The organism is Massilia sp. 9096 (genome assembly GCF_000745265.1).
Classification (GTDB): Bacteria; Pseudomonadota; Gammaproteobacteria; order Burkholderiales; family Burkholderiaceae_D; genus Telluria.
The window spans coordinates 122,382-134,858 of record NZ_JQNN01000002.1 but is presented as its reverse complement, the minus strand read 5'-3'; the positions used below and the strand labels follow the sequence as shown (position 1 = coordinate 134,858).

11 protein-coding genes and 1 pseudogene are annotated in these 12,477 nt (G+C 57.9%); 5 read left to right on the top strand and 7 right to left on the bottom strand.

The annotated features are described in order from the left end of the window. Window positions 1–38: 38 nt before the first annotated feature. The 3 genes and pseudogenes from FA90_RS24610 to FA90_RS27785 all read left to right on the top strand — a co-directional run. On the top strand, window positions 39–1,805 hold the full coding sequence (locus FA90_RS24610; RefSeq protein WP_156116943.1) for a hypothetical protein: 1,767 nt from the start codon (window positions 39–41) through the stop codon (window positions 1,803–1,805). Then, the gene (locus tag FA90_RS24605; protein ID WP_156116942.1) at window positions 1,802–2,452 is read left to right on the top strand and encodes a hypothetical protein; all 651 of its coding nucleotides are present in this window, start codon (window positions 1,802–1,804) and stop codon (window positions 2,450–2,452) included. Before FA90_RS24610 ends, FA90_RS24605 begins: the two co-directional genes overlap by 4 nt. A gap of 96 nt (window positions 2,453–2,548) precedes the next feature. Beyond that, window positions 2,549–2,806: pseudogene (locus tag FA90_RS27785) on the top strand (D-galactonate dehydratase); the annotation flags it as partial. Between the two features lie 103 nt (window positions 2,807–2,909). On the opposite strand, the gene FA90_RS26830 reads toward FA90_RS27785, so the two are convergent. Further along, window positions 2,910–3,152, bottom strand: a complete 243-nt coding sequence (locus tag FA90_RS26830) for a DUF4279 domain-containing protein (protein ID WP_156116941.1) — start codon at window positions 3,150–3,152, stop codon at window positions 2,910–2,912. A 204-nt stretch (window positions 3,153–3,356) separates the two neighbouring features. Between FA90_RS26830 and FA90_RS24595 the strand changes: the two genes are divergently transcribed. After that, entirely contained in the window at window positions 3,357–4,484 is a 1,128-nt protein-coding gene (locus FA90_RS24595) for a hypothetical protein (RefSeq protein WP_036177509.1), read from the top strand. A gap of 800 nt (window positions 4,485–5,284) precedes the next feature. Here FA90_RS24595 and FA90_RS26825 read toward each other — a convergent pair. From FA90_RS26825 to FA90_RS24570, 6 genes are all read right to left on the bottom strand, one after another. Next, window positions 5,285–5,743: a hypothetical protein gene (locus FA90_RS26825; RefSeq protein ID WP_156116940.1), complete on the bottom strand. Its 459-nt coding sequence runs from the start codon at window positions 5,741–5,743 to the stop codon at window positions 5,285–5,287. 160 nt (window positions 5,744–5,903) lie between these two features. After that, window positions 5,904–6,818: a toll/interleukin-1 receptor domain-containing protein gene (locus FA90_RS24590; RefSeq protein WP_036177504.1), complete on the bottom strand. Its 915-nt coding sequence runs from the start codon at window positions 6,816–6,818 to the stop codon at window positions 5,904–5,906. 299 nt (window positions 6,819–7,117) lie between these two features. Beyond that, complete coding sequence (locus tag FA90_RS24585; protein WP_156116939.1) at window positions 7,118–8,125, bottom strand: S9 family peptidase; 1,008 nt, start codon at window positions 8,123–8,125, stop codon at window positions 7,118–7,120. A gap of 243 nt (window positions 8,126–8,368) precedes the next feature. Continuing rightward, complete coding sequence (locus tag FA90_RS24580; RefSeq protein ID WP_081934165.1) at window positions 8,369–9,361, bottom strand: polyprenyl synthetase family protein; 993 nt, start codon at window positions 9,359–9,361, stop codon at window positions 8,369–8,371. Continuing rightward, window positions 9,354–10,523: a metallophosphoesterase gene (locus FA90_RS24575; protein WP_051972273.1), complete on the bottom strand. Its 1,170-nt coding sequence runs from the start codon at window positions 10,521–10,523 to the stop codon at window positions 9,354–9,356. The genes FA90_RS24580 and FA90_RS24575 overlap by 8 nt, the downstream gene beginning before the upstream one ends. After that, window positions 10,523–11,578: an aldo/keto reductase gene (locus FA90_RS24570; RefSeq protein WP_036177482.1), complete on the bottom strand. Its 1,056-nt coding sequence runs from the start codon at window positions 11,576–11,578 to the stop codon at window positions 10,523–10,525. The genes FA90_RS24575 and FA90_RS24570 overlap by 1 nt, the downstream gene beginning before the upstream one ends. An 86-nt stretch (window positions 11,579–11,664) precedes the next feature. Between FA90_RS24570 and FA90_RS24565 the strand changes: the two genes are divergently transcribed. Next, window positions 11,665–12,342 carry a TetR/AcrR family transcriptional regulator gene (locus FA90_RS24565; RefSeq protein ID WP_051972272.1) on the top strand — a complete coding sequence of 226 codons (678 nt, stop codon included), beginning with the start codon at window positions 11,665–11,667 and terminating at the stop codon, window positions 12,340–12,342. Window positions 12,343–12,477 lie beyond the last annotated feature (135 nt).

The following is a 12,477-nucleotide window of genomic DNA, read 5'->3' as shown; positions in this document are numbered from 1 at the left end:
CGTCGGCCCACAAGCCAGAGAAATAAAAGGATCCGGTTTTGATTGATTCCGATCTGCTCCACCTAGATACGCCGGCAATGCTGGCGGATCCGGTATCGTTCCAGAACGCCGTGTTCGAACGCCTTGTCAAGGGCCAGTGGGAGAGCGACCCGCTGGACACAGTGCAGCGACAGCGGGTGCTGGGTGTGCTGGCGCGCTGGATCGCCCAGGCCGACGCCGGCGAAGGCGACGGCGAAGCGCGCCTGATGCAGGCGCGCCTGCCGTTGCGGCGACTGGCGACGGCCTGCGGCGTGCTGCCGTCGAACCTGCTCGGCTACGCCCTGGGCATGGACGAGGCATTCGATTTGTTCTCGCTCTCGGGCGAGCAGCGCCGCAAGCTGGCCTTGCTTGGCGACGCCACTTTCTATCGCGGCTTCACGCTGGGCCAGTGGGCCGCGCGCGAACCGCGCCTGGCGTTGCTGTTTGCCGCGGCGGCGGTCGACGACAGCGCGCTCGACCACTCACACGCCGATGCCATGCGGCGCCTGATCAGCGACGTACCGGCGCTGCCGCCGGTATCCTTGCCGCCGGTCGCGCTCAACCTGCTGCATCGCGCCTGTTTCATGCTGGGTTACCAGCCGTCGGCGCTGCGCTATCAGGCCAAGGCGCAGCTGGCGCAACAGGCCTCGCGGCTGCTCGCGCTACTCAAGCCGCCCGCCATGGCAAGCGCTGCGCCGCATCCTGCGCGCACGCGTCCACGCCTGCTCGTCATTGCCGAAAAGCTGGTGCCGAACCATGCTCTGTACCGCTTCTTCGCCGACTTGATCGGGCAATTGCGCAGTCATTTCGAAGTGGTGCTCTACACCGACGAGGACACGAAATGCGCCGCCCATGCCGCGCTGTCGGACCGCCAGTATTACTTCGCGCCGGACGCGGCGCCGGTCGCCGGCTGGTGCCGGGACATTCAGGCGCTCCAGCCCGACCTGATTTTCTATCCCAGTATCGGCATGTCGATGCTGACGTTCGCGTTGTCGCTGTTGCGGCTGGCGCCGCTGCAAGTTGCCTCCAGCGGGCATCCGTCGCCGAGCGGCAGCCGTGAGATCGACGCCACGCTGCTGTTCGATGGCTTGCCCAAGCCCGCGCCGGGCGAGTTTCCCGATCCGATCTACTATCACCAGCACCGCTTCCTGCCGGCCGGCGCGGCCGTGGCGCCGCGCGCCCCGGCGCATGCCGAAGTGCGCACCAACATGCGCACCATCTGCATCAACGCCATGGCGGCCAAGCTGAATGCGGATTTCCTGGACTTGGTGCAAGCGATCCGCGCGAGCTGCGGCGTGTCGACGCGCCTGCTGATGTTCCCCAACGTCCATGGGGTCGAACATCAGGGCCTGCAGGCACGCCTGACGGCCTTGCTCGGCGACGTCGAAGTCGTGCCCAGCAGCGGCCATGCCGCTTATATCGAACGGCTGGCTCAAGCCGACGTGATCCTGCAAAGCTTTCCGTTTGGCGGCGCCAACACCACCATCGATGGCCTCGAGCTGGGGATCCCAGTAGTGTGCCTGCGCGGCGACAGCTTGTCGGGGCGGATCGATCCGATGCTGCTTGCGCATTACGGCGTTGGGCAGTGGTGCGTCGACGACTTGCACGCCTATGCCAGGACCGCGATCGGCATCCTGCGCGATCCGGACGCCGCGCGCCGCCGACCGGCAGGGCATGCGCCGGTTGAGACGCGTGCCATCACGGCCATCGGCGTCGATACGTCGCCGGGCGCGGTGCTGCATGCCTACTGGCACGCGCGCGCCGGTGCGGCTGGGGAGCGGCCGTGACGCGGCCATCGGCGCAAAAGATCGTGCTGATCGGTACCGGCGCGGTCGCCGAAGAGGTGGTCGAAATTTTCGGCAACGAGCGCTTCGTCGGTTGCTTTACCGATCCTGCCTACGCCGCCCAGGTCAGGGTCGATCTGCCCGTGCTGACCGACATCGAGCGCCTTGCGCAGGTCGCTACCCATTTCGTGCTCGCGTTTTCCGGGCATGCCGCACGCGCACGCCTGCGCAACCATCTGCTGGCGCTGGGTTTGCAACGAGCTGCGCCGCTCGTCTCGCCGCACGCCCAGGTGTCACCGTCCGCGCAACTGGCGCCCGGCGCGATGATCGGGCACTTCGTTTGCGTTGGTCCGCGCACGCGGATCGGCAGCGATACGCTGGTCATGCATACGGCGTCGATCGCCCATGACAGCCTAGTCGGCGCCGACGTGTTCTGCGGCCAGGGAGCGAAAATCAGCGGCCACGCCCGGGTTGGCGAACGCAGTGTCCTGGGTGCGAATGCGGTCGTCGCTCGCAGCGTGTCGATCGGGGCGGATGTTGAGCTCGCCTCCGGCTCGGTCTGTTTTCGCAACGTCGACGATCGCTATCGCGCTATCGGCAATCCGGCCCGCCTGATCGCGCCGCCGGACGAGGGTTTTCATTCCCTATAGCCCTGAGTCATTCAGTCTGAAGCGATGTGGCTTCATTGAACTGAGTGCCAACCGGTGTGTGAGCCCCCGATCCTCAGCCAGAGCTAGAATTCCTCAATAAAGATCACTAAATTCACGACCTACCGCGTGTCCGTGCTAGATGTTCTTGAAGTCGAGACCGACGAAGGCATGCTCGGCTGGGACGAACTCGTTATCGAAAGCGATGCACGCACGGTGGAGGCGGCTGTCCAAGAATTCGCCGACATGCTGGTCGGCCCGGGCCCAGCGCGCATCGACGACCTGTGAATGATGATGTACTGCGGTGGCTTCTACCGCGGATGCGCCATCCTGATGAGCGCCATCGCCGGCATTGATTAGGCGCTGTGGGACATCAAGGGCAAGGTGCTGGGCGTGCCGGTGCATGAATTGTGAGTGGCCAAGTGCGCACCGCATAAAGGCCTAAAGCTGGGTTGTCGGCCTACGGCCGGCCGAAATCATCGAAAGCATGCGGACGCTGCGCGATTAGCTTCGACACCTTTAAGACATCTTCGATCCTACCTTTTGAAACCGCCCACGAAAAGTATCGAGGAACGGGAACATCAGTCCGACGCTGTCCCTTACGGCGCAGGTCAGTTGCAGCGCAGCCGACATAGATGCTTACGTCTGCAGGGTCGAAGTCATCGCCATCCATAACGAAATACACTTCACCGATACTTGCCATGTTCCTCCTGTTCAGTCGCTGTCTGCTTCTGGCCAAACTCGGCCGTTTAACTCAGCTCAGTGTACTGGCTTGTTACCTGTAGAGCAACGAGAGGGTTCGGTTAAGTGATTGTGCTCGTCGCGCATCTGGTTCGACATAGCAGAAGAAGAGAGCACATAACATGGTATCATGCAGTATCACATATTCCGATACTTCTCACATCCGATGATACAGAACGATGCCGCCAAGCCGGATCCATGGCATTTCCCGAGGCCGGTATTGGCTGCGGCCTATCTGGACGCATTCGACCTTAAGCTCTCATCAGCGCGCGGCCTGTTTGCCAGGCGTCGTATGGGCAAGACAGAGTTTCTACAGCAGGATCTTCTTCCAGCGGCGCGTGAGCGAGGATATCTTGTAGCCTATACGAACCTTTGGGATAACCGGGCGGCGCCAGATGCCGCGCTGGTTTCCGCCTTGGCTGACGCACTTGAGCCGCACGGGGTGAAAGCGCTTTTCGCTGGCTTGCGCCGCCCAGTGCGTAAGCTCAAGGCCGGCGCGAAGATTCCTGGCGGGGTCGAAGGTTCCATTGAAGCCGAGCTCGGTTCTGCCGAAAACAAAGCGTCGCAGCTGGGCGAAGTGCTCAAGCAGCTGGATGGCCAGAAGAAGTCGCTTTTGCTGGTCATCGATGAGGCTCAGGTGCTAGCCGGTGCCAACCACAGCAACTTCGCCCACGCACTGCGTGCCGCGCTCGACGTGCGTAAGGCACACATCAAAGTGATATTCGCTGGCAGCTCGGAAACGACGCTACGCGCCATGTTCGCTCGCGCGTCCGAGCCGTTTTACAATTGGGCGCCCCTCGAGCCATTTCCTCTCCTAGGCGACGAGTTCGTCGACTTCACGATCGCGCTCATGAATACTCTTGCCAGGCATCAGCTAACGCGTGAGCAGGGTAAGCACGCCTTCACCGAACTTCATCACACCCCGGAGTTTTTCAAACGTTTCGTTGAGCGCTACATGCTGTACCAAACCGAAGGCGCGGACGCTGCGCTCGAACACACAAGGTCGTCCGTGTTTTCCGACGAGCATTTCTTGAAGCAGTGGAGCGCAATGAGCCCAGCCGACCAAGCGGTTGTCACTCTCATTGCCCGCGGCGAGGCCGACTTGCACGGCGCAGCCGGTCTCAAACGACTTTCGTCGATTCTCGGTATTGCGGCGACAAAGAACACCGCATCGCACGCGCTGCGCCGACTCCAGACCGAGAACATGGTTACTCGCCTGTCTATTGGTGAGTACCGCGTAGAAGACGAGGCATTCGCTGAGTGGTTGCGCCGCCGAGCGACAGCGGCATTTTGAACAGCGGGCAGGGAGAAAAGGAATAGCAGACATACTACACGCTGGCGCTGTGCTCGTTGTCCAACACGCGAGTCTAAACTCGGCCTAGCATGGCAAGTTGACACGTGAAAAGCTACCTCACTCTCACGACTGACTGCAACCGACCCGAAGCAGACCTCGCAATTCAACGAATTTCAGTCTCAGTGTGCCGCCAACGGAACTGCACGCCTGTAGCAGCGATGACAATAAAGCTGTTCGTTGAACTCGAATACAGGTAATGCGTGAAGGCCTCCGGCGGCAAATTCCCAGATACAGCCTCGCTTACCTGCAAGCGGTCATCTGGCAATGGGCCCTCCGCCGTGATCCACAATGACGAGCCGCCTCCCGGCCGTTTTTGGAAGACGGTTGGCTCGACTGAGCAAAAACACAGCCCAGAAAACTCAAGGGTCCCGCATCTGAGCGAAAACTGCTGGTCTGGCGCGGTCGCACGACACTGGATATTGAACTCCAAGGTTGCAGTTGCGCACGCAAAGTCGACGACACATGACAGAAGTTCTGAGTCATGAAATGTAGCGTCCTCGTACTTCTCATCGAACAAAATGCTCAGCGATCGCATACCTTGCCCTTCTTGCGATGGTCCGCTCTTGGCCGAACCCGGCCGTTCAGGCCAGCATAGCAGGTTGCCGAGCTGACAAACTCTCAGACTGTCACGACAGGCAGCTCTCGACCCAAAGCGGCCCTTCTGATGCCTGAGTTATCTCGGCTGCCATGGACCCGGAATCGCCAATTCTTAAAATGCTTATGTCCTGATGCGAGCAACGTTACTTCGAACCCGAGTAGTCCTCACCGATGTCGTAACGAATTTGGATCGGTCCGACAGACTTATGCATTCGGGTGATTTGTCCTGCCCGGCGTAACGAAATTAAAACAGTTCTCGCGTCGATCCACTTGTAGGTTATTTCGTCGCCTTTATAACCATCTTCATAACGAAAGACCATAAATTCGATACTTTCCTTCTGGTCTTGCGGATGGATGTAGACATAGTTGACTACGCTTGCTGCAGGCGGAGAACAGCCAGTGATATGTCCAGATATTGCCCAGCCAGATTGGCTTACCACTGAAGGCAGCGGCCACTGTTCACAGCTTGAGTTGGCCTCACCCTCACTGTCGACACCACGTCGATAAAGATAGAAACCGGTTGCCGTTAATAAGCAAAGCGCAACAACCAGCACTGTTGCTATCACATGGTCTTTTGGTATGCGGGCCATCGTCGATTTCAAGTTTACTCGTGAATCAGAACCAAGTACCAGCCAACGTCTGCTTCTGGCCGGTTGCGGTCTCTTCTGAATGACCGCAACCGAACTTTTGCGGACCTCGTACCGCCACTTGTCAGCTGGTTGCGCCTACAAATTATAAGCAAGTCATCGAAGAAACGATCTTCTATCTTCCGACGAGGATTTGATAGCTGAAAGTTACCGCTGCAGGAACGTGTACATCCGTATTAATCTCTGCCTGCCCCCCTTCGATCTTCATGATGCACAACGCCCCTAGCGCGTTCATCATTACGATACTTTGCCCCACGTTTGGCTCTGCAGTTCGCCCTGGCCGCAGGAAAGTCTCAACTGTCTGCCGGTCAAAATCGGAAGCGGTAACGAGCCCAATAGCTTTAAGGCCACTATCGATGTACACGTAGACCGAACCAAAACCGCGATCGCTGAAGTTCACTTTGAACTCATACTCTCCATGACCCAATGTGTAATGCGCGTAGTCCTTGTATTGAAAAGTGACCCGACCTTCTAACGCCGGGCTTGCGTAGTTTGCTGGATCGCGCATGGCGTCGATTTTCTCAATCCGCGCCGTACGTTCCAGAAGCCGTGCTGCCGAAAGCGCGTGCGCCTTGTCAGCTGGCAGTCCCTCTATCCATCGCCAGAGATCGTCCATCTGTTCAATCCCTGGGAATTTGTTCAAATCCGCATTTGAATTGAAGTTGAAGCCTTTGGGTTGCTGGTCAATTAACCAGGCTGGCAAAAGGTAGCTAGGATTGTTTACGAAGAGAACTGAAAGCCAAGAGGCTGACTTTTCTTTAAATACGCTTCTAATCCATCGATTCTCAATACCTACCCCTGACTCGGGAAGCCGGTCAGCACGCTCAACATAATTTTCGTCAACGATCATCAGCACCCGATCGGCTTCTGTAACCTCTCGCATGAAATTACTTAAGCTAGCCCCGTACTCTACAGTGCTATCTATCTGTACCGTATAACCTAACAATCGCAACTGAATCGCTAACAGCCTGACCCATTCGCGGTGTGTGCCGGATGTCCAAGCATATGAAATAAAAATAGCTTTTTTCATGTATTCCTTCTTCTTTTAAGGTGCCATTTTATGGTAAGCAGGCCGGAGTATTTGCGGACGGATCCATACGAGCGTCGTTGCCGCGAGCATTTCGGCATTTCGGCGCTTCGAACATCGATACAAAAAGGGCAATTTGCAGAGTCGGGTACAAATGTGAGTACTCAGCATCAAAGGTCTGCTTCTGGCCGATCTCGGCCGTTCAGTTTCGGATAGCAGGTCGCCAATGCGAAAAAGTCACGAACGGTCACGACAGGCAGCAACCGGCCCATTGCTGCCATTCCGAAACTCACCATGCGCTTTTACGGCAAGCTGCGAAACTGTGCAACAGTTGCGCGGATCGCTGGCTCGATCATCGTTTGATGATCACCTTTGATGACGGTGTGGCGACAACTTGAAGTCTCGTTCACCGTCTGACAGAAAGTCTCGTTAGCCTCAACGGCATATGAATTTGCCACTTCCGTAAACATGAACAGTGGCACTTGTACCGAAGTCACGTACAGATACGGATCTCGAATCGCACGCTCGTTAGCATTCTTTAAATCAAATGGCACGATTCGTGGAAAATGGTCGATCCACTCTGTGAGACGCGCGAAACCACTGAGCGATGCGCTGGCTTTATAGGGAGACGGCATCTGTGCCGCTAGGATCGCCAAACTGCCGCCAACGCTGTGGCCCACGACATAGACCCGTTTCGGATCGACACCTGGAACTCCTTGTAGATAGACGCCGGCAGCAATGGCGTCATCGACTTCGCCGCCAAACATTTCGAAACTGCCAGCGTTGCCATTTTCAGCTCGCAACTGCGGCATAAAGACAATGTAGCCCTCCTTGACGAGTTGCTGCCCAACTGCCCAATCGCCGGCGTCCATGGCGAAACCGCCATGCAGGAAGACGATAGCAGGCGAAACCTTGCCGGGCCGTGCAGTCGATAACCAACCTTTGAGTCGCAAGGCGCCCGACGCGTATGTGACTTCCTGTGCCCCGTTTGGAACGCTCGAATATGCGTACTCCTGAGGGGCTTTGACGCTTACGACTAGATGGGTTGAGTAGGCTTTACGGGCCTCCATCAGCGTTGCCGCGTTTGCCGTCATGGCGGCAGCTAATGCAAGCACAATTGCCGTGGCAGCGCAGCGTATTTTCAAAATTTCATATGTCATTCTTCGTGCGCGAGCGCAGATCGTTACGGGAAACGCAGATACGGTTTCGTCAAGTGTCGAGTTCTCCAGCCGAGCGACCGCTTTTGGCCGAACCCGGCCGTTCGGCTCAGCATAGCAGGTTGCCGAACTGGGAAAGTCGCGGACTGTCACGACCGGCTGCTGTCGACCCAAAGCAGCCGTTTAAAACAGGAATGGCTTAGCGAAGCTTAGCGAGATATTTGCGTAGTAGTGCGGGCAAGCGCGACTGGAAGCTCGCATCGGTCAGCCACACGGTACTAATCTTTGTCGAAGTCGCAGCGTTACATACTGCTGCTTAGATCGTCACCAAGAAAAGCGTGCACGCAGGGGCGCAAGGCTAAGGAACTTGTCGCCCACCTGTGGCTGAGGTCATGGTCAATCGTTGACTGGCGCGGGTATATTTCGCGCATCGCACTGCGGAAACAACGCTGCAAGTAATGAGCGAGTCTGATTGTGAGGGCCAAGGGCGACATCCAAGTGAAAGTATGCCTGTGTCGCTTCGCTTACCATTCTGAGGTGGGCCGCCACAATGCCCAATGTAGAAGGCAAAGTAGCTTTCCTTGCGTCCTGCCCAATGTCCTTGCTATTGATCTCGCCTTCAGCGGCCGCAGGTCCCACACCGACATCAAGCAAATCGTCCCTGATCTGAAATGCCTGTCCCGCAGCGGCCGCAAACTGACGCAGAGATTGCGTTGTCTCGGCGCTCGTTTGCGCGACGGTTGTGGCCATCTCGATAGCCACGCCGAGCAGCGCACCGGTCTTCAGTGCATAGGTTCGGGCAACGTCGGCTACAGGTCTTTGTGGAACATGATGCAAGTCTTGATACTGGCCTTTGGCTAAACCTTGCGCACCAATCGCCTGGGCAAGGATGCTTGTAAAACATATCCTTGCATTAGCCGAAACGTCTTTCGCGCATGCGACGATATGGAAAGCATGGCTGAGTAATGCTACCGCGGCCAGCATTGCAATATCCTCGCCGTACTTGATATGAACCGTGGCTTGGGCACGGCGGAGCTTTGCGTCGTCCATACATGGAAGATCGTCCAAGATCAACGATGCGGCATGCATGATCTCGATGGCGCCCGCCAGATCGAACAGTGCAGGCGCATTATGGCCAAGGTCGCGGACGATGGACAAAAATAGCATCGGCCGCAGCCGCTTGCCACCTCCCAAGACAGCATACTGCATCGCTTCAGTGAGCAAATCGCCTGGATTGCCGCTGCTCGGTAAAAGCTCTGCCAGACGTTTCTCAAACGCATATTTGATTTGGTCGAGTGATAGGACAGGGGACGCCGTGACACGGTATTGCGACGCGGCGTCATATGTAGCGGACATGTTGTTTCCTTTGCTGCTATTGTATTCAATCATTTAAGCCACTAAGCTGAATAGCCCTGCCTTCATTCTGGTTCCAGCCCGCTCTACGTCTGAGCGTGATGCGCGTCAACTCGGATGGCTTACCGAGGCGAAGCGCCAGTCCTCCCCACAATCCAGTCCCGTTGTTGACGTATAGCGTCATGCCTTGCACGTTGTAGCGTCCTGACACATAACCGCCATTGGCCAAGGCAAAGATGCGTTCCAGTCCGACGACCAGGCCGCCGTGCGTGTGTCCCGATAGCTGCAGCGCCACGCCGCGTGCGGCAGCGGTCCGGGCGTTTTTCGGCTGGTGGTCCAGCAGGATGACAGGCGCTGTGCTCGGCGCTCCAGCTAGAGCCTTGCCAAGGTCGGGCATCGGGAAGCCGGTTTCGTCGGCCGACAGGTCGGTCACGCCAGCCAGTACCAGCTGCGCGCCTTGCCGCGTGACTATGGCATGACTGTTTTCCAGCGGCGTCATGCCGAGCTGCGCGAACTGCTGCATCCATGCTGTCGGATCGAAAAAATATTCATGGTTGCCGGGGATGACAAACACGCCGTCTGGGGCGTGCAGGCCACGCAGGGGCGCCACGTCGCGCACCCGGTCCGCGACAGTGCCGTCAATCAGGTCGCCGGTGATGACAACCAGGTCTGCGCGCAGCGCATTCGCCGCAGCGACAACCGCCTTTGTCCACGCTTCAGGAAACAGGCGGCTAATGTGCAGATCTGTCAGCTGCAGCATTGCGTAGCCTTCGAACTCGGCAGGCAGGTTCGCGATCTCGATCTCTACGTCGTTTAGAGACGGCACCCGTATTGCGGCATGCACGCCAATTGCTGATAGCAGCATCGCGCCAGCTATCATCGCGTAGCGCATGGTAGATGCAAAACCCGGGCTGTCTCCAGTGGCTAGCATGCGCGCCAGCCCGGCCAAATCGAACAGGATCTGGAACACGGCCAGTAGCAGGATCGCGCTGAAGGCCCAGTTGAAGACGATGACCACTGCGCGCGGCATTTCCGCCGAGAACACGCTGCCCGAGGACCAGCGGCTGTACAAATGGTACTGTGATGCGAGCAGTACTAGGAGCGCGACCGCCAGTTTGATGCCGAGCGCCCACGGCATCGGCCAGACGGTGCGGCCGATGACGTACAGCGCCGGAATGGCAAATGCGAAATGAAACATCAGGCCGACTCTTCTGCCTTCGGGAGCTGGCCCGTGTCACGCAGGTACAAGCGTGCAGCGCTGCTGTTGGCCAGCATCCAGCCCGGATATTCAGGCGCGGGGGCGCAGGCTTCGCCCAGTTGACGTAATTCGTTGTCGGTCAACGACACGCTCACAGCCACGAGGTTCGCTTCAAGCTGGGCCAGCGTTTTGACGCCAAGCGTAATGCTGGTAACCACGCTTTGATGACGCAGCCACGCCAGCGCAACGGCTTCCATCGACACACCATGCGCAGTCGCGATGGCGTCGATCACCGGCAGCAGGCGTTCGCCTCGTGCTTCATCGACAGGCGGGAACTGCACCGTAGCGCGTCGGCCAGTGGTCTTGCCATCCCGGTATTTGCCGGTCAGGTAGCCGCCCGCGAGCGGGCTATATACCAGCATGCCCAGGCCTTCGGCTTGCAGCATAGGAACGACGTCGCGTTCGGCGTCTCGGCCAACCAGCGAATAATACGATTGATAGGACTGGAACCGCGCCAACTGCAGCCGGTCCGCCGCGCCTAACGCCTGGCTAACCTGCCAAGCTGCCCAATTAGACACGCCGATGTAGCGCACATGCCCTTGACGCACCAGGTCATCCAGAGCGCGCAGCGTTTCCTCGACCGGCGTAGCGGGATCGAACCCGTGCATCTGGTATAGGTCGATATGGTCGGTTCCGATGCGCTTCAGGCTGGCCTTGACGGCTTCCATGATGTGGAGTCGTGAGGCGCCGCCGTCGTTCGGTCCAGCTCCCGTCGCATGCTCAAACTTCGTGGCCAAAACCACGTCCTTGCGGGCAATGCCAAGCGTTTTCAGCGCACTCCCCACCATTTCTTCGGCCTGGCCGTTGGCATACACATTGGCCATGTCGATGAAGTTGACGCCCGCATCAAATGCCCTATGTACGATTGCGTCGACGTCTTGCTGTCCAACGCCACTCGCGGCTGCATACCGGCCGCCGGCTTGGCCAAAGGTCATGGTACCGAGGCACAGTTCTGAGACAAACAAGCCGGTCCGTCCTAACAGGTTGTAACGCATAATCTTGTCCTTTGTTGTTGCAAAATAAAAAGCCAACCGTCACTATACGGAACTTTATAGTTCCGGAACCGAATAGTATCGAAATTATGAAATTGAAACAAGTGCAGCACGAACCCGTGCATATCGAGACGCAATCTCTGTCAGTTCAGCAGCGAGAGGGGGGCGGTAGGCCACGCGACGCTACACGCGACGAGGCAATTCTCGAGGCGGCGATCGCGATCCTTTCCGAAGTTGGGTATGAGCGCATGACCATGGATATGGTTGCTGTACGCGCCAAGGCGGGCAAGGCGACGGTTTATCGCAGATGGCCTTCGAAGGGCGAGATGGTGGTCGAGGCGGTGGGCCGGATGAAGCGTAGCCTTATCGACCTGGACCAGTTGCCAGATACCGGCACGTTGCGTGGAGACCTGCTGGCGTTATTCCGGCCACAGTCAGTCGAGCAGGCAGAGCAAAAGATGAGGGCGATGGCGGGCGTTGCCGCAATGCTAGCGCAACATCCGGCACTTGCTGAGGCGGGCCATGATGCGATCGTGGCGCCTTGGGTCGCTGCGAACCGCATCTTGATTGAACGGGCATGCGCACGCGGCGAGGCGAACGCTAACGCGCAAATAGATACTGTTGCCCAGATCATTCCATCGCTGGCCGCGTACCGGGCGCTGATACAACGCCGCCCATTTGATTACGCTTTTCTGGCCGAAATCATCGACGGTGTGGTCTTGCCGGCTTTGGGTATTGCAACACCGCTGATAAAAGAGGAAATTTAACGACGTGCATTGCTATGTGGACCGCTTGAGGATATCACGACGAATGCTGAGATAACCGGCACAATCACTGGAACTATCGCTGCCCGTCAGCCAGGACGGAGTGTGATCCTTGAAGAACCGGTTTTAGCCGAATCC

Coding starts and splice junctions, on each gene's coding strand:
- FA90_RS26830 (WP_156116941.1), bottom strand. CDS start 3,152: ATGGCAAGTATCGGTGAAGTGTATTTCGTTATGGATGGCGATGACTTC.
- FA90_RS24595 (WP_036177509.1), top strand. CDS start 3,357: ATGATACAGAACGATGCCGCCAAGCCGGATCCATGGCATTTCCCGAGG.
- FA90_RS24590 (WP_036177504.1), bottom strand. CDS start 6,818: ATGAAAAAAGCTATTTTTATTTCATATGCTTGGACATCCGGCACACAC.
- FA90_RS24580 (WP_081934165.1), bottom strand. CDS start 9,361: ATGATTGAATACAATAGCAGCAAAGGAAACAACATGTCCGCTACATAT.
- FA90_RS24575 (WP_051972273.1), bottom strand. CDS start 10,523: ATGTTTCATTTCGCATTTGCCATTCCGGCGCTGTACGTCATCGGCCGC.
- FA90_RS24570 (WP_036177482.1), bottom strand. CDS start 11,578: ATGCGTTACAACCTGTTAGGACGGACCGGCTTGTTTGTCTCAGAACTG.
- FA90_RS24565 (WP_051972272.1), top strand. CDS start 11,665: ATGAAATTGAAACAAGTGCAGCACGAACCCGTGCATATCGAGACGCAA.